This is a genomic window from Kitasatospora sp. NPDC029312 (assembly GCF_055569215.1).
In genome coordinates, this window is the sequence record NZ_JBVHXY010000014.1 from 23,868 (window position 1) to 40,357 (window position 16,490).

The following is a 16,490-nucleotide window of genomic DNA, read 5'->3' on the forward strand; positions in this document are numbered from 1 at the left end:
GACTTCACTACCACCGACCGGTCGTCAGTCGAGGCCTTCGATGATGCGGAAGTCGCGCTCGACGCCGTCGGCAAGTGCGGCCAGCGCCTCCTGGTAGGCCGCACTCGCGTGTGCGGCGACCGCCTGTTCGAAGCTGTCGAACTCGATCAGGACGGTGCGCTCGGCGATTCCGGCGTCGTGGGCGACGACCCGGCCGCCGCGGGCGAGCACCCGCCCGCCCGCGGCCGCGACGGCTGGACGGGCCAGCTCGTTGTAGGCAGCAAGCCTCTCAGGGTCTGCGATGGTGCGGTAGGCGCTGACCCAGTAGCCCTTGGCCACGGTTCCTCCTGTGTTCGGAATTGATGCTCGATGTTCGGAAGCGTGCTCTGATCCACGGCCAGCGCGCTGTGGGTCAGCGAGCCGACGGAGACGGCGTCGAAGTCGGACGGCTTCGATCAACCGGCTGGGGCTGCGATCGGATCGGTCTCGGGTGGGCGTCGGCGGGCGAGGGCGAGGCTGGTCATCGTCGTGATCGCCATCGCGGCGACGCCGACCAGCGCCGCGGTGGTGTAGGCGCCGTCGTTCGGGAAGAGGCGGCCGGTGTCGGTGCCGGCGGCCAGGACCAGACCACCGATGGCGCTGCCCAGGGAGTACCCGACGCTGCGGACGACGTAGTGGAAGCTCATGGCGCTCGACGTCTCGCTCGTGGGCGTGACGGCCAGGATGACGCCGGGCATGGCGGCCGAGAAGCTGCCGACGCCGAAGCCCAGCACGCCCAGGGCCGCGAGCAGTTCGGTCAGGTTGGAGCGGGCCGCCGCGAACAGGACGAACCCGCCGCCGACGATGGCGGCGCTGCCGGCCAGGAGCAGGGGTCCGTCGATCCGCGTCCGGGCCCGGGGTGTGAGCTTGCCGGCGACGAAGCCCAGCACGGAGAACGGGATGAGGACCAGCCCCGCCACGAAGGTGGTCAGCCCGAAGCCGTAGCCGGCGCTGTGCGGCGTCTGCGCGTAGCGGGTGATGAGCGTGAGCAGGAGGTACATGCCGCTCCCTCCGACGAACATGGCGATGTTCGCCCCGGCGACCGCCGGGTGCCGTACCGCTCGGACGTCGATCAGGGGCGTCTTGGTTCGCAGTTCGGAAACGGTCCAGACGCAGAGCAGGAGTACGGCGGCGACGGCAAGAGTCACCGCCACGGCGAGGTGTCGGGTCCACAGGCTCCTCTCGCCGGCCAGGAACAGGACGAGGAGCAGTCCACCCGCCAGGACGAGCGCACCGGCCACGTTCACGTGAGCGGAGCGGCCTTCGGGAGCTGCGGGCATGGAGCGCCACGCGGTCACGAAGGCGATGGCGGTGACGAGCAGGCCGAGGCCGTAGGCGGCCCGCAGTCCGCCGAACTCGGCGAGCAGCGCGGCCAGCGGGTAGCCGACGCCGGCTCCGATGATGGAGACCACTGAGATCAGGGCGATCGTGGCCGCGCTGCGCTCCTCGGGAAGATGGTCGCGGGCCACGCCCATCATCAGCGCCGTGAGACCGAGTCCGGCGCCTTGGGCCGCTCTGCCCACGAGCAACCAGGCGAACGGCAGCGGTAGCACGGTGAGCGCGCTGCCGACGATGACGATCGCCAGCGTGGCGAGAATCGCGGCCCGCCGGTGTGGGCCGGCTCCGAGCCGGCCGAGGACGGGTGTGGCGACGGCGCCGCTGAGCAGGGCGATGGTCAGCGTCCACTGCGCGCTGTCGAGGGAGACGTGGAACGTGGTCGCCACGCTGGTGATGAGCGGCGTCCCGAGGCTGGCCACCGCCGCCACGACCAGGGCGATGAACACCAGGGCGGGGACCAGCAGACGTGCCTCGGAACGTATCAGGGCAGTGCCCATGGGCTGGCCATGAGCCTGGGCCGCGGTCACCGGTCCGACTCCTCTCGGTCGTGGCTTTCGAGCTCTGCCAGATGCAGCAGAGCCGGAAGGGCCGCTGCCAGGGCCTCGACCTCGTCACCGGTGAGTTCGTCGATCAACCGCACGTACGCGTCGACGCCCGCCTGGTGCCGTGTCCGGACGTACGACGCGCCGGCCTCGGTCAGGCACACCAGCGTGACCCGCTTGTCGGACGGATCGCCCTTCCTCTCGACCAGCCCGGATTCCTCCATCACCCGGACCAGGACGGTCATCGCGGGCTGGGTGACGCCCTCGGCCACCGCCAGATCGGTGATCCGTCGCGGGCCGGTCTTGTCGAGGGTGGCCAAGGTGGCGGCGGACGTCAGGCTCATGTCGCGGGGAAGGCGTCTCACGGCTCTGGTGGCCAGCCCGTAGAGGGCTGACCCGATGGCATCGGAAGCGCCGTGCACGGCGCGTTGGCGACTCACACCTGAAGCATAGCAGCTTTATATTCATCCTTTATGCATATCCCGATCGGGGTGGCAGGAGCTTGAGGCACCTCCCGGCCGCCCACCGGCCCGGCCACTCCTGGCGCACCTGCAGGCCCCGCTGGTCGGTGAAGTCCAGGTACCGCGCGTACTCCCACACCAGCCCGGATGAACCCGGTCCTCCTCGGCCAGTTCCCGTGCCGCGCCCGCCGGCACGGCTTCGCCGTCCTCCCGGCCCCGCCCGGGTACTCCCACAGCCGGGGCAGGACGGCGTGCGCGGCCCGGCGGACCATCAGATCCGGCCGGAGGCGTCGCGGACCACCACGCCGACGCCGATCCGCTCGATGCCCTGGCGCAGAGCCAGGTCGGTCAGCACGTCGAAGTCGATCACCGGTCGCTCTCCTCGGCCTCATGGACCGGCAGGCTTCGTTGGGCCGGGAGGCCGGTGCGTTCGTTCTGCAGGTCCCACAGTTCCCGGAACCGGCCGCCTTCGTCGGCGACCAGCTCGGCGAAGGTGCCCTCCTGGAGGACCTTCCCGTCCTCCAGGACCACGATCCGGTCGGCGACGGCCACGTTGGTGAGCCGGTGGGTGACCAGGACGACCGCCCGCTCCCGCGCGACCGCCCGCAGGTTCTGGAAGATCCGGTGCTCGGCGCGCGGGTCGAGGGCGGCGGTCGGCTCGTCCAGGACGAGCAGCCCGGCCTCTCGGTGGAACGCCCGAGCGATGGCCAGGCGCTGCCACTGGCCGCCGGACAGCTCCTCGCCGCCCATCCACTCCACCGCCAGCAGGGTGGACAGCCCCCGGCGGAGCTTGGCGACGACGTCGGACGCGCCGGAGGCGTCGGCGGCGCGCAGGACCGCCGCGTCGCCGTCGGCGGTGGGCTGGCCCAGCGTGATGTTCTCGCGGCAGGTCAGCGGCCAGCGCGCGTAATCCTGCGGGACGACGGCGACCTGACGCCACAGGGCGTGCGGATCGAGGTCGCGGGTGTCGCGCCCGTCCCACCGCACGGACCCGGCATCGGGCAGGTAGAGCCCGGCCAGGAGTTTGGCGAGGGTGGTCTTGCCGGAGCCGTTCTCCCCGACCAGCGCGAGGATCTCGCCCCGTTCGACGTGCAGGTTCACCCCGTCCAAGGCCTTGCGGTCGGACGCGGGGTAGGCGTAGCCGAGCTCCTCCACCGTGATCCGGTGCGGTGCCTCCGGGGCCTCGGTGCCGCGCTCGGCTCGGTGGCCGCCAGCAGTGTCGAGGAAGCTCGACCAGTCGTCCAGGTACATGCCGGTGCGGAACAGGTCCGCGCCGTAGCCGACGATGCCGCGCAGGCTGGTGCCGACCGCGGTCAACGCGAACACCGCCGCGCCGCCGCGCGGCAGACTCATCCGGCCGGTGCTGACCAGCCACAGCATCGCCGCCCACACCACCGCGGTCCCGAGGCCGGAGGCGGCGGCGCCGATCACCGACACCCGGGCGCTCTGCATCGCCGCGCGCCTGGAACTGGCGTCCAGCCGCCGGCCGACCTGGTCGTACTTGGCGAGCAGGAACTCGCCCATGGTGTCGGAGCGGACCTGGTCGGCGTTGCGCTTGAGGTGGATGTACCAGCGCAGGTTCGCCATGATCCGGCGGTCGCCGATCGTGGCCCGGTTCGCCAGGAACTGCACCCGGGCGGCGTGCACCGAGGCCACTCCCTGCGGCAGCGCCGCCAACACCAGGAGGGGCAGCAAGGCGGGGTGGAGCACGGTGAGGACGCCGGCCGCGCCGAGGAGGGAGGCGAGGGAGGCGAGCAGGTTCTGCGCCTCGCCGACGATGTCCACGCAGACCTCGGCGCCACGGTCGGCGGCTTCCAGCTCGTCGTTGTAGCCGGCGTGGTCGTAGGCGGTCAGCTCGGCCGCCACGGTGGCGCGCAACACCGCGGCTTCCGCCTCCCGGGAGATGCGCGGCGACAGGTGGATGGTGATGGTGCGGATCGTGATGCCCAGCAGGGAACGGCCGCCGGCCGCCGCCGCGATCACGACCAGCGACGGCGCCGCGTGGGCGAGCTTGTCGCCGACCTGGCCCGGCCCGAACAGCGCGGAGATCGTGCCGGTGGTCGCGAACAGGCCGGCCGCGCCGAGCACCGCCGAGACCGCCTGACAGGTCAGCAGCAGCGCGACGGAGGTGCGGTCGATGCGCCAGCCGAGGCGGAAGGCGCGGACGACGAGCGCGGGCAGGCGGCGGGCCATCGCGCTGACACTGATCGCCTCGATCGCCTCGATGCGGCGTCCGTCGGCCAGCCACTGCAGTTCCTCGTCGGCGGTCACGGCCGACGCCGTCGCGGTGCTCACGCGTTCGCCTCCGTGCGCGGCGCGCGGGCCGCCAGGGGCCCTGGGACGGGTGGGACGTGGATCGCCGGGGCGACGGGAAAGGCCACAGATCCTCCAGACGCGAAGCGGTGCGCGGACGTGCGGAACGTGCCGGGCTCGGCCGGACGCAAAGCCCAAGTAGGCTTCGGCCAGGCCGAGTTGGCGGGTCCGCTACGGGCGGGTGGCGTCCGATGATGGTGCTGTTCGAGCGCGTCGTTCAAGCGAATTGCCTCCGGGCGAGCCCGGGTCGAACGGGGACTTTTCGAGCACACCCCGAGTGAGGGCCAGAGCGCCTTCCGGTCGATCGCACAGGGGCTCGGGGAGGACGACGGAGCCCAGTGCGCAGGCGGCGAGCGCCTGTTCGAGCACGGGCCTCCGGCCGGGTCCGAGGCGGCCGCGGACGTCGCGGCGGGCGCGGCGGTCGCCGAGCGCGCAGCCGTTCTCGGATTCACCCGTTCGGCGGGTCAGGTGCTTGATCAGGTTTCGGGTGTAGCGGGCAGGGAGGTGGGCGATGCCGACGAGGGCTCGACGCCCCGCGCGGCCCTCCTAGCTGCTCGTGACATCACCGGCTTTCGCCACCCGGGCCCTTCGGGGCTTCGGTGGCACTTGTACGACCTAGCCTCTGGACTGAGACGACAACGTCGAATTGTCACCGACCTGCTACGCGCGTCAAGCCTGGGGAACCCCTCCGCGCCGGTCGATGTCCTGGACCTCAGAGAAGGCGCAGTCGCATTCGGGGTTTAGGGGGCGTTGATGGATTTCAAGGCGCGCGTGGGGAAGTCGGGCATCCGTTCGCGGGTGGCCATCGCTCTGTCGGTCGTCACCGTGGCGGCGACGTCCTGGGCGGTTCCGGCGGTCACCGGGTCGATTTCCGCCTCCCACCAGAAGGCCGCCCCCGAACGGGACGCGACCGCCGACAGCCACAACAGCCAGGACGGCGCTCCGGGCAGCAACGGCGGTACGCAGCAGGAGCGCATACCCGAGGGCATAGCCCACGCCTCCGAGGCCGGCCCCAGCGCCGTCAACATCACCATCGACGACGGCCCTGACCCCGTCTGGACCCCGAAAGTCCTCGATGTGCTCAACCGGTACGGCGTGAAGGCGACGTTCTGCATGATCGGACCGCAGGCCAAGGCCCACCCCGACCTCGTCAAGCAGGTCGTCGCGGGCGGCCACCGGCTCTGCGATCACACCATGGACCACGACACCACCATGGACAAGAAGCCCGTCGCCTACCAGGAGAAGCAGATCCTCGACGCGAAGAAGGCGATCGAGGAGGCCGCGGGCGGCGGCGCCAAGGTGCTGTACTACCGGGCGCCCGGCGGCTCGTTCACCCCCGACAGCCGGCGCATCGCCGCCGCGAACGGCATGCGCCCGCTCGGCTGGAACGTCGACTCGAAGGACTTCACCAAGCCCGGCACGGCTGCCATCGTCGGCACGGTCAAGAAGGAGATCGGCAACGGTCCGACCATCCTCTTCCACGACGGCGGCGGCGACCGCCAACAAACCGTCGACGCCCTCAGCCAGGTGCTCTCCTGGTTGAAGCAGCAGAACCGCCCCACCGGATTCCCCGTCCAGACCGCCCCGTGACCGCTTCGATCACGCTCCATGCGCTGACTCCATGCACTCCAGGGGCATGAGTCCGCAACGTATAAGGTGCTGCCCACCCCCAGCGGGCCCTTGTACCGGGGGTGGCGGCAGTTCGAGATGTTGCTGGACGGCGCTGAGCGCGTGATCTGACGGAGGGACCACGATGGCGATCGAGGCGGAGTTCAAGGCGGTTGTGCACGATCCCGAGGCGGTCCTCAAGCAGTTGGAGGACCACCATGGTGCCGGCCGCGCCGAGGTCTACCGCGACACCTACTTCGACGCCGCCGACGGCAGTCTGATGAGCGGTGACCGCGAGTTGCGCGTCCGCACCGTCCACAGCTCCGACGACACCCGTACCGTCCTCACGTACAAGGGCGCCCGGGTCGACGAGGCCTCCGGGTCGAAGCCGGAAGCGGAGACGAGGGTGGAGGATGCCGAAGCCGTCCACGAGATCATCCGCGGTCTCGGGTTCGCCCCGCGCATCCAGTTCGAGAAGCGGTGCAGGAACTTTGCCTTCGAACGAGCCGGACGGCGCCTCCTCGCCACGCTCGTCCGAATCCCCGAGCTGGACGCCACGTTCATCGAGGTCGAGACGGCCGCAGCCACCGCGGACGACCTCGCGCCGGCGCTCGACGTCGTCCGGGCCGCACTCACCGACCTCGGGATCAGCGAGGACGACCTGACGACGGAGCTCTACACCGACGCAGTTGCAGCGGCACGGCCCTGATCCGTCCGGTCACAGATCGGATAAACCGGCCAGCCCTGTGACCCTTCGCCGGTACTGGTCCCCACCACGATCTCGCGGCCCAGGGCGGATCATGCGCCGCGCCGGCATCGCCGCCCTTGCCGTCTGCCTGCTCGCCGCGACCGCGGCCCGATCTAACAGCTGCACCTCCACGGTCAGAGGCAGCTGGTAATTCGAGCAGTGAAAGATCGCCAACCGGCCATTCTCCATGCCTCTCGGGCGCTTTGCTGGACTCAACCGTTGGTCTGGTCGCCTCCATATCCAATCTGGGCAACGTCACGGCGAAGGTCGTCAAGGCGGCGATCAGGGTTCAGCAGGGCAACGACAGCTCCGGTGAGCGGTTTTTGGTCGAGTACGTACTGGTTCGCCGTCAGATCAGTTGTCCGGGACGCGGGCGCTGCGCCAACCAGCGTGTCCAGGACGTCATGGGCCAGGTCGTGGCCCGTCTGTGCCGCTAAAGCCGGGCGTCTGAATGTCCTGGGCGATACGCCTTCACCCCCTCCCAGCCTGAGGGTGCCCTGCGCCCGTTGCGCGACCCGGCCGGGGTGGACGACGACCAGGACGAGGAGTGGCCCGGCGCCCGGAGGGCGGAGCGGCGATGAACCGTCGGAGTCGGGCGTCAGCGTTCCATGCAGTGGCACAGGATGGCGTGCGGGTTTGCCGCCTCACTTTGCACCGGGAGCAGGTTGGAAGCCCGGGACTTTTCCGTGTCAGCCGTGGGACGCGGCGTGCTTGGCCAGTTCCAGCAGTCTTTCCAGGTCGTGTGCGGCTTCGGCGGCGCTCAGTGCGGCAGCGATTTCGAGGGCCACGAATGCGGCGGCCGTCCAGGAGTGTCGGGACGGCGCGGGCGCGAGCAGGGCCGTGACCCGGCGCGGGACGGGCCCGAGTTCGCTGGGGCGGAGGCGGTCGAGGAGGCTGCGGGCTGCGGAGGCCCCGAGGAGGTTCAGCAGGGGCTGCCGGGTGCGAGCACGGGTGCGGCGCGCGGCGAGTGCGGCCTTGCCGATGGTGCGGGCGACCTGCTTGCGGTCGCCGATGGCGGCTGCGGCGCTCTCGTCGGCCCAGCGTTCGACGGTGAAGGTGACGGTGGAGGCCAGGGGACGCAGGAGCGGGTTGGCGGCGGCGGAGAGCTGTGCCAGGGCGACGAACAGGTAGTGGTGGTGGGTCAGGTGGGCGCGTTCGTGGGCGAGCAGGATCTCGTGTTCGTGCTTGTCGAGGGCTTCCAGCATGCCGGTGGAGACGACGATGCGGCCGGGCAGTCCGGGGACGGCGTATGCCTCGGCGGCGTCGTCGTCGACGACGACCAGTTGCTCGTGGCCGGGCAGGCAGGCCGCTTCGCCGGCGGCTTGGGCGAGGGTTCGGGCCCGGCGCCAGAGCATGCGGCCCGCCAGGATGGCCAGTGCGGTGAGCAGGGTGCCGGCGAGCACGGCCGTGGAGAACGGGGCGGGGTCGTGGTGCTGGGCGGCGTGCGCGGACCAGTGGCCTTGGGCGAGGCGGGCGAGCAGGGGGATGCGGATCAGTCCGGTGACGGCGAGCATGCCGAGGGCCGCCGTGCTGGCGGCGGCCAGCACCAGGGAGCCGATGGTCAGCAGCCAGGTGGCCTGCCGGGGCGGCAGCTTCTCGCCGATGGGCCGGGCGAGGAGCGCGGCCAGTAGCGGGAGGAGCAGGGGCAGGTAGACGGCGACGCGCACCGGGGCAGGCCTACTTTCCGCCGTCCAGGAGCCGGCGCAGGAAGTCCTCGTCGTCGTCGGAGAGCTCGTCGACGAAGTGGGCGAGGACGGCCTGGCGGTCGCTGCGGTCGTCGAGGACCTTGCGCATCCGGCGGGCGGCCAGGCCGGACTCGTCGGCGACCGGTGCGTAGGCGTAGGCCCGGCCGCGCTTGGCGCGGTCCAGCACTCCCTTGTCGTGCAGCCGGGTCAGGGCGGTGACCACGGTGGTGTAGGCGAGCGGGCCGTCCAGTCGCTCCAGCACCTCGCCCGGGGTCAGCGCCTCGGGCGCTGCCCGATGCAGGGCAGTGAGGATCTCGGATTCGAGTTCGCCTTTGGCCCGGCCCTCGGGTGGGGTGTGTTCGTGTGCGGCCACGGACTTGGTCACCTCCTGCACTATCTTCTACATTCACGTAGAAGTTCTACGTTTTCGTAGAAGCTACGTGCCTGCCCAGAGTCTGCCATGCCCGCCCCTTCCCGGCAGGCCCGGGCAGGTCCGGGCAGCGAACCCAGGAGGATGTGCGTGAGCACAGCAACCGTGAGCACAGCAACGGCGGCCGGTGCCCCGCCCCAGACCATCGCGGCCCGCGCCGAGGGACTGACCAAGGCGTACGGCGCCGGGGAGACCCGCGTGGTGGCCCTGGACGCGGTCCAGGTGACCGTCCGGCGCGGCGAGTTCGTGGCGATCATGGGCCCCTCCGGCTCCGGCAAGTCCACCCTGATGCACTGCCTGGCCGGCCTGGACGCCGCCACGAGCGGGCAGATCTTCATCGGCGACACCGAGATCACCCGCCTCAAGGACAAGAAGCTCACCCAGCTGCGCCGGGACAGCATCGGCTTCATCTTCCAGGCGTTCAATCTGCTGCCCACCCTGACGGCGCTGGAGAACATCACGCTGCCGATGGACATCGCGGGCCGCAAGCCGGACCAGGCGTGGGTCGACAAGGTGGTGGAGACGGTCGGGCTCAAGGACCGGTTGAAGCACCGGCCGTCCGAGCTGTCCGGTGGCCAGCAGCAGCGCGTCGCGTGCGCCCGCGCGCTGGCGAGCAAGCCGGAGATCATCTTCGCCGACGAGCCCACCGGCAACCTCGACTCCCGCGCCGGGGCCGAGGTTCTCGGCTTCCTGCGCTCCTCGGTCGACGGGCTCGGGCAGACCATCGTGATGGTCACCCACGACCCGGCCGCCGCCTCCTACGCCGACCGCGTGCTCTTCCTGGCGGACGGGCAGATCGTGGACGAGCTGCTGGAGCCCACCGCCGACTCGGTGCTGGACCGGATGCGCAAGTTCGACGGCGCCGGACGGAAGAGCTGACGCATGGTCAAGGCAAGCATCCGCAACTTCTTGACCCACAAGGGCCGCATGGCGCTGTCCACGCTGGCCGTGCTGCTCGGCGTGGCGTTCGTCTCCGGCACCCTGGCGTTCTCCGACACCATCAACGTCGCGTTCACCAACATCTCCAGCTCCACGGCGGCGGACGTCACCGTCAAGCCGAAGCAGGCGTTCACCCCGGAGGTGGAGGACCGCGGCCTGTCCGGCGAGACCCCGACCCTGCCCGCCTCGGTGGTGGCGAAGCTCGCCGCCGTACCCGGCGTCAAGGCCGCCCGCGGGCAGGTCTCGCTGCAGAACCTGACCGTGGTGGACAAGGACGACAAGCCGGTCGGCCCGACCACCGGCACCCCGACGCTGGGCCAGAACTGGTATGACGACCCGCAGGTCCACCTGGTCCGGGGCCACGCCCCGACCACCGCGGGCGAGATCGTCCTCGACCAGGCCAGCGCCCAGCACAAGAACATCCGCCTGGGCGACGCGCTGCACATCCTCTCCCCCACCGGCTCCATGCCGGGCACGCTGGTCGGCATCGTCACCTACACCAGCGGCAACCCCGGCGTGACCATGGCCTACGTCGACACCGCTACCGCCCAGAAGCAACTGCTCGGCAAGCCCGACCAGTTCACCGGCATCACCGTGGACACCGCTTCCGGCACCAGCCACACCGCCGCCCAGGCGGCGATCAAGGCCGCCCTCGGCTCCGGTTACTCGGTGGCCACCAAGGAGGAGCAGGCCCAGACCGCCGCCCAGCAGATCAGCTCCTTCCTCGGCGTCGTCACCACGGCCCTGCTCGGCTTCGCGGGCCTCGCGGTGCTGGTGGGAATCTTCCTGATCCTCAACACCTTCTCCATGCTGGTCGCCCAGCGCACCCGCGAACTGGGCCTGCTGCGGGCCCTGGGTGCCGGACGCGGCCAGGTGATGCGCGCGGTCCTGACCGAGGCGCTGCTGCTGGGCGTCATCGGCTCCACCCTCGGCCTCGCGGCCGGCATCGGGCTGGCCTTGGGCCTCAAGTCGCTGATCTCCGGCTTCGGCGTCGACCTGTCCGGCACCGCGCTGGTCGTCAACCCGGTCACGCCGGTGGCGGCCTACGCGGTCGGTGTGCTGGTGACGCTGGTCGCGGCGTACCTTCCCGCCCGCCGGGCGGCCCGGATCTCCCCGATGGCCGCACTGCGCGAGGCCGCCACCCCGCCCGCCCCGCAGCTGGGCCGGCGCACCGCGCTCGGCGCCGTGTTGCTGGTGGCCGGCCTCGGCCTGCTGTACGGCGCCGCGACCCATCACGCCACCCTGATCACGGCGGCCGGCCTGCTCGGCGGCGGCATCGTGGCATCGCTGGTCGCCCTGGTCGTCCTCGGCCCGGCCCTGTCCCGGGTCGTGGTGTACGGACTGGGCGCGCCGTTCCCGGCGCTGTTCGGTGCGGTCGGACGGATGAGCCGGCTGAACGCAGTGCGCAACCCGCGCCGCACCGGCGCCACCGCCGGCGCGCTGATGATCAGCCTCTCCCTGGTCGGCGCGGTCGCCGTCCTCGCCGCCTCGCTCACCACCTCCGTCGACAAGGACGTGGACAACACCTTCGGCGCCGACTACGTGCTCTCAGGCAACGGCGCCACCCCGATCGGCCACGAGGTCACCGCCAGGGTCAAGGCCGTGCCCGGCATCCAGGCCGTCACCCGCCAGCGGTACGCCGTGGCGCACCTGAACGGCTACCAGCTGGTGCTGTCGGGCGTCGATGTCGCGACCGTGGATCAGGCCGTCAAACCGCAGCACGTGCAGGGTTCCACCGCCGACGTGGCCGCGGGAAAGCTCATGGTCGACCAGACCACCGCGACCGCCGACCACCTCACCATCGGCTCGCAGGTCACGCTCAACTTCCTGAACGGCAACAACGGCACCCTGACCGTCGGCGCCATCTCCAAGCCCCCGGCGGGCGCGGGCAAGGACGGCGGCAGTTGGGAAGTCTCCCTCGACACGCTGAACAAGTTCGCGCCCGAGGCCCAGGACTTCACCCTCTACCTCAACACCGCGCCCGGCGCCGACCGGCAGCAGGTCCAGACCGCCCTCGACACCGCGCTCACGCCCTACCCGCAGGTGAGCGTCCAGAGCCAGGCCGACTACAAGAAGTCGATCACCGGCCAGGTCGACACCATCCTCTACCTGGTCTACGCCCTGCTCGCCCTCGCGATCGTCATCGCGATCCTCGGCGTCATCAACACCCTCGCCCTGTCGGTGATCGAGCGCACCCGCGAGATCGGCCTGCTGCGGGCCGTCGGCACCTCGCGGGGGCAGGTCGGACGGATGGTCCGCCTGGAATCGGTCCTGATCGCCGTCCACGGTGCCCTGCTCGGCCTCGGGCTGGGCCTGGCCTGGGGCGTGGCCGGGCAGAAGGTACTGACCCTGTACGGCATCACCGCGCTCAGCATCCCGTGGGCCACCATCCTCGCGGTCCTGGCGGGCGCGGCCCTGGCCGGCCTGGCCGCCGCGATCCTGCCCGCGATGAAGGCCGCCCGCACCCGCGTGCTGACCGCCATCGCCACCGCATAGAACGCCGGTCGGCCTTGCACCTCCCCAGGACGCGAGGCCGACCGGTCACCACCGCCCGCCGCCTTGCGCGTCCCCCGTGCGCCCACAGCGCAACCGGGCCGCTGCCCGAACTCCAAGATCAATCTCACCGTTATCCGCTGTACCAGCTTCCGCTCAGGACCGTTCAGGGCTGGTCTCTCGGCTGGGACTCCTGGGCCAGGTCCGGGCGCTTGACGTGGATGTCGGCCTCGTTCAGGTTGCCTGCGCGGCTGAGAACGACGGACTCGGCGCAGAGGGGGGGGCATCGCTTGAGTCCGGCCGGACTGCTGGGCCGGCCGGTGTTCGGTTGTACGGTTCCGTCGGTCCGAACTCCCCGGCGAGCCGGGCGCTGCCCGGCCGGCCGCCAGGCAATCGCAGCTACCTGGCGCTCACTGACTTCACGCTCCTGCACTCGGCGACAGACGGCCCGCCACGGTCTGAGACGTCGCCCCTGCGTCCGCAGCTTCGAGTCGCTGTCCCGCTCGGCGCTGCCCTCCGATTGCGACGCCCGCATTCCTGCACGAGCTCATTCGAGGGGCCAGCTGATGACCAAGCACGTCACCGCCCCCGAAATTGCTGATGCGGCCGACTGGATCAAGTCGTCCTACAGCGGCGCTGGCAACAACTGCGTCGAGATCGCCGACCTGACCAGCACGCCGTATGACGCCATCGCTATCCGCGACTCAAAGGACCCCGATGGCCCAGCCCTGCTCGTCACCCCCGGAGGCGTTCGCAGACTTCCTGAGGCTCGCAAGGACGTTCGTCATGTGATTGATAGCTGAAGCCGTGGCAGGGCTGCCCTGCGCAACGGGGCGGGCCTTCGCGTCCTACGGCCACGCCCCGAGGGCCGGTCGGATCGCCGGACGAAGCGACCGGATGCCCCCTGGCGGTGAGCTCGATGGCGCCGGTCGCCTCGCCGGGTCTTCCCCCTTTTCCCGAGCGCGGCAAAACCTCGGCGGCATTCAAGGGCGGGCTCGCCCATAAGGCAACCGGGCGTCGGGAGCGCAATCGGCGATATACGGAACGGCGGAATGCGTAATACGCCACGCCATACGGTCAGCCGTCATGGATTCAGCCGTAAGGACATGGCTTGACCAGGTAAGTCAAGACTTACCTTCGAGGAAACTTGACCGTATGGTATGGCTCCGATCGAAGGAGCCCCCTCTTGTCGAAGATGAACGATCCCGCTGCGCGTCCGGTTGAATCCGAGCAGGTTTATGTGTCCTCCTTGTATGAGCTGCTCACCGAGCGGCTTTCCGAGGCGCGAGCACACAGGGCGAGTGTGCTGAAGGCCCCGGCGGACAGCGCCGATAAGGCGTATGAGAGAGAAATCACCGCCGAGCGTCTGGCCAAGGAGATCGGTCGGCTGGAGGGCGCCGAAAAGGGGCTGGTCTTCGGGCGCATCGACTGGACGGATGGCACGGCCCTGCGCATCGGGCGGATCGGACTGCACACGGAGGAGGACGACCTGCCGCTGCTCGTGGACTGGCGCGCGAACGCGGCGCGGCCCTTCTACGAGGCGACACCGGTCCACCCGATGGGCCTGCGGCGGCGCCGGCACCTGCGCCTCGAGGAGCGCACGGTCGTCTCGGTGAGCGACGAACTGCTGGACGGGACCGCCCCGACCGACGAGGACGTCGTGGGCGACGGCCCGTTGACCGAGGCTCTGTCGGCGCGGCGTACGGGCAGGATGCACGCGGCCGTCGCGACGCTGCAGGCCGAGCAGGACGAGATCGTCCGCTCCGCCCACCGCGGGGTGACCGTGGTGCAGGGCGGGCCCGGCACCGGCAAGACGGTGGTTGCCCTGCACCGGGCGGCCTACGTCCTGTACGCGTTCCCGCGCGCCGCCCAGGAGGGTGTCCTGGTGGTGGGCCCCAACGCCCGGTTCCTGGACTACATCTCCCAGGTCCTTCCCTCACTCGGGGAGAACGACGTCGTCCTGGCGACCTGCCGGGAACTGGCCGCAGTGCCCACGGACACGGTGGACCCGTTCGACACGGCACGTCTCAAGGGCGGCTCCGACCTCGCCGACGCCCTGACCGGCCTGCTGCGCGTCCACCAAGCCCCCGCCGGTGACTTCACCGTGCGGGTCGGACAGGAACCGGTCCACCTGTCCGCCGAGGAAGTCGCCACCGCACGCGACGCCGCCGTGGCGGCCGTACCGGGGCACAACCCCGCCCGCCAGGTGTTCAAAGAGCTGTTGGTCGACGCCGTCACCGACGCGATGCAACGAGACATGGGCGACCTCCTGGAACAGATCGACGCCGATGCCGCCAGCATGACGGGCCTGGACCTCGACCGGTTCACAGGAGCCGCCCAGCGCCGTACCGAAGGCGCGCCCGACGCGGGTCCGGCCCACGAACTAAATTTGGACGCCGTCCGCGCCGACCTCCTCGACGACGCCGGCGTCGACCGGGCGGTCGAGGCGTTGTGGCCGCGGCTGGTACCCGGTGACCTGGTGAAGGCGCTCCTGACGAATGCCGGCGCTCTCGCCGAGTTCCTGCCCCGCCTGAGCGCGCAGGAGCGGTCCCTTCTGCTGCGCGGTCCGGACGCCCCGTGGACCGATGCCGATGTGGCGTTGCTGGACGAGGCGGCGAGCCTGCTCGACGGCCCCCCGGAGCGGACGTACGGGCACGTCGTCGTCGACGAGGCTCAGGAACTGACCGCCATGCAGTGGCGGATGATCGTCCGCCGCTGCCCGGCGAGGGCGATGACGCTGGTGGGTGACTTCGCCCAGGCGGGCCCGGTCGCGACGGCACGCGACTGGAAGGAGGCACTGAGCCCCCACGTCGGACCGCGGTTCAAGCTGCACCACCTGACCGTCAGCTACCGCACGACGCGGGAGATCCTGGAGAGCGTCCGGGACCTGCTCACGCGGATCGCTCCGGACCAGAAGCCCACCCGGTCACTGCGAAGCGGTGAGAGCCCTCGCACCCTGACCACACCTGCGGACGGGTCGGTCACCGCCGTCGTCCAGGAACTCCGCGCCCAGAGCACCGCGCACCCGGGCGAGCTCCTGGGAGTGATCTGCGCGGATACCAGGGTGAACGAGCTGACGGCCCAAGGCATCGCTGACCACGCACGCATCGTGCCGGCGTCCGAGGCACGCGGCCTGGAATTCGACGGGGTCGTCGTGATGAACCCCGAGGAGATCGTCACGGCCCGCCCCGGCGGGGAGAGGGACTTGTACGTAGCCCTGACCCGGGCCACCAAGCGCCTCTGCACCATCACCGCCCAGCCCGCCTGACGCCTCGGCGCCCGCGTCGGTGCACGTCGAACGTCGCCGGCACCGGGTCAGTCGAGGTGGTGAACAGGCACGTGCAGGTCGAAGCACGTGGAAAGCGTGTAGTCGTAGTCCTCGCTGTTCAGGAGGAGATGGCCTGGCAAGCTCTCTCCGTCTGCCGAGCCGGCGATCTCGCTGAGGTGGTCTCCGTCCCAGTTGTGTCCGCTCGCGCGGATCGCCCGCACCACCCCCGGTTGGTACGTGTGGCCGTCAAGTTTCTGCATGGCCTGGCAGATGGCCCGGTCCTCACCTTGCCGGTGCCACCAGACGGCGCCACCCGTCAGGACGGCAACGGAGACAGTGGCAATCACCAGGCGGCGGAAGCGGGTCATGGCCTGTGATTCAACACGCTGTCTGCGCAGCGCAGCAACGGCCCAGAGAAGATCTCCCGCGCCCGCGCTCGTTCGGCCACCAGGACAGCATGGCCGAAGAGGTTGGACACCACTGTCCTGTGACAGGGGGCGTTGACCGTTGCGATGCGATCTTGACCACCAGCCGGTTTCTGCCACCTGATCGTGACCGGCAGGGAAGGTCTGTGGGTTGCTGCGCGAGCATGCGGCGATGCCGTGCTGGCGGGCGGTGTCCCGCCCGCTCCGGGGCCGCAACCGGGA

At 70.6% G+C, this 16,490-nt stretch carries 13 protein-coding genes; 6 read left to right on the forward strand and 7 right to left on the reverse strand.

Features of this window, described 5'->3' with window-relative positions; all coding sequences use genetic code 11:
• Nucleotides 1-24 precede the first annotated feature (24 nt).
• The 4 genes from ACZ4WV_RS14230 to ACZ4WV_RS14245 all read right to left on the reverse strand — a co-directional run bounded on the left by ACZ4WV_RS14230 (nucleotide 25) and on the right by ACZ4WV_RS14245 (nucleotide 4,654).
• On the reverse strand, nucleotides 25-318 hold the full coding sequence (locus tag ACZ4WV_RS14230; protein WP_465746285.1) for a DUF1330 domain-containing protein: 294 nt from the start codon (nucleotides 316-318) through the stop codon (nucleotides 25-27).
• A gap of 116 nt (nucleotides 319-434) precedes the next feature.
• Entirely contained in the window at nucleotides 435-1,853 is a 1,419-nt protein-coding gene (locus ACZ4WV_RS14235; protein ID WP_465746287.1) for an MFS transporter, read from the reverse strand.
• 26 nt (nucleotides 1,854-1,879) lie between these two features.
• Nucleotides 1,880-2,242, reverse strand: a complete 363-nt coding sequence (locus tag ACZ4WV_RS14240; protein WP_465746289.1) for a MarR family winged helix-turn-helix transcriptional regulator — start codon at nucleotides 2,240-2,242, stop codon at nucleotides 1,880-1,882.
• A 483-nt stretch (nucleotides 2,243-2,725) separates the two neighbouring features.
• Nucleotides 2,726-4,654, reverse strand: coding sequence for an ABC transporter ATP-binding protein (locus tag ACZ4WV_RS14245; protein WP_465746291.1), 1,929 nt, complete (start codon nucleotides 4,652-4,654; stop codon nucleotides 2,726-2,728).
• An 816-nt stretch (nucleotides 4,655-5,470) separates the two neighbouring features.
• Here ACZ4WV_RS14245 and ACZ4WV_RS14250 point away from each other — a divergent pair.
• Complete coding sequence (locus ACZ4WV_RS14250; RefSeq protein WP_465746293.1) at nucleotides 5,471-6,262, forward strand: polysaccharide deacetylase family protein; 792 nt, start codon at nucleotides 5,471-5,473, stop codon at nucleotides 6,260-6,262.
• Between the two features lie 163 nt (nucleotides 6,263-6,425).
• Complete coding sequence (gene cyaB, locus ACZ4WV_RS14255) at nucleotides 6,426-6,989, forward strand: class IV adenylate cyclase (RefSeq protein ID WP_465746295.1); 564 nt, start codon at nucleotides 6,426-6,428, stop codon at nucleotides 6,987-6,989.
• 728 nt (nucleotides 6,990-7,717) lie between these two features.
• On the opposite strand, the gene ACZ4WV_RS14260 is transcribed toward cyaB, so the two are convergent.
• Together ACZ4WV_RS14260 and ACZ4WV_RS14265 are read right to left on the reverse strand one after the other, a co-directional pair.
• Nucleotides 7,718-8,695 carry a M56 family metallopeptidase gene (locus ACZ4WV_RS14260; protein WP_465746297.1) on the reverse strand — a complete coding sequence of 326 codons (978 nt, stop codon included), beginning with the start codon at nucleotides 8,693-8,695 and terminating at the stop codon, nucleotides 7,718-7,720.
• 10 nt (nucleotides 8,696-8,705) lie between these two features.
• On the reverse strand, nucleotides 8,706-9,098 hold the full coding sequence (locus ACZ4WV_RS14265) for a BlaI/MecI/CopY family transcriptional regulator (RefSeq protein WP_465746299.1): 393 nt from the start codon (nucleotides 9,096-9,098) through the stop codon (nucleotides 8,706-8,708).
• Nucleotides 9,099-9,227: 129 nt separating this feature from the next.
• Between ACZ4WV_RS14265 and ACZ4WV_RS14270 the strand changes: the two genes are divergently transcribed.
• The 4 genes from ACZ4WV_RS14270 to ACZ4WV_RS14285 all read left to right on the forward strand — a co-directional run bounded on the left by ACZ4WV_RS14270 (nucleotide 9,228) and on the right by ACZ4WV_RS14285 (nucleotide 15,843).
• Nucleotides 9,228-10,022 carry an ABC transporter ATP-binding protein gene (locus ACZ4WV_RS14270; RefSeq protein WP_465746301.1) on the forward strand — a complete coding sequence of 265 codons (795 nt, stop codon included), beginning with the start codon at nucleotides 9,228-9,230 and terminating at the stop codon, nucleotides 10,020-10,022.
• A 3-nt stretch (nucleotides 10,023-10,025) separates the two neighbouring features.
• The gene (locus ACZ4WV_RS14275; protein WP_465746303.1) at nucleotides 10,026-12,578 is read left to right on the forward strand and encodes an ABC transporter permease; all 2,553 of its coding nucleotides are present in this window, start codon (nucleotides 10,026-10,028) and stop codon (nucleotides 12,576-12,578) included.
• Between the two features lie 563 nt (nucleotides 12,579-13,141).
• On the forward strand, nucleotides 13,142-13,378 hold the full coding sequence (locus ACZ4WV_RS14280) for a DUF397 domain-containing protein (protein WP_465746305.1): 237 nt from the start codon (nucleotides 13,142-13,144) through the stop codon (nucleotides 13,376-13,378).
• 437 nt (nucleotides 13,379-13,815) lie between these two features.
• On the forward strand, nucleotides 13,816-15,843 hold the full coding sequence (locus ACZ4WV_RS14285; RefSeq protein WP_465746307.1) for a HelD family protein: 2,028 nt from the start codon (nucleotides 13,816-13,818) through the stop codon (nucleotides 15,841-15,843).
• Between the two features lie 47 nt (nucleotides 15,844-15,890).
• Here ACZ4WV_RS14285 and ACZ4WV_RS14290 read toward each other — a convergent pair whose 3' ends face one another.
• The gene (locus ACZ4WV_RS14290) at nucleotides 15,891-16,211 is read right to left on the reverse strand and encodes a hypothetical protein (RefSeq protein WP_465746309.1); all 321 of its coding nucleotides are present in this window, start codon (nucleotides 16,209-16,211) and stop codon (nucleotides 15,891-15,893) included.
• Nucleotides 16,212-16,490 lie beyond the last annotated feature (279 nt).

What these genes read in the sequence shown, in the direction of transcription:
- ACZ4WV_RS14275 (WP_465746303.1), top strand. Translation starts at nt 10,026, where the DNA reads ATGGTCAAGGCAAGCATCCGCAACTTCTTGACCCACAAGGGCCGCATG.
- cyaB (WP_465746295.1), top strand. Translation starts at nt 6,426, where the DNA reads ATGGCGATCGAGGCGGAGTTCAAGGCGGTTGTGCACGATCCCGAGGCG.
- ACZ4WV_RS14270 (WP_465746301.1), top strand. Translation starts at nt 9,228, where the DNA reads ATGTGCGTGAGCACAGCAACCGTGAGCACAGCAACGGCGGCCGGTGCC.
- ACZ4WV_RS14235 (WP_465746287.1), bottom strand. Translation starts at nt 1,853, where the DNA reads ATGGGCACTGCCCTGATACGTTCCGAGGCACGTCTGCTGGTCCCCGCC.
- ACZ4WV_RS14240 (WP_465746289.1), bottom strand. Translation starts at nt 2,242, where the DNA reads ATGAGCCTGACGTCCGCCGCCACCTTGGCCACCCTCGACAAGACCGGC.
- ACZ4WV_RS14280 (WP_465746305.1), top strand. Translation starts at nt 13,142, where the DNA reads ATGACCAAGCACGTCACCGCCCCCGAAATTGCTGATGCGGCCGACTGG.
- ACZ4WV_RS14290 (WP_465746309.1), bottom strand. Translation starts at nt 16,211, where the DNA reads ATGACCCGCTTCCGCCGCCTGGTGATTGCCACTGTCTCCGTTGCCGTC.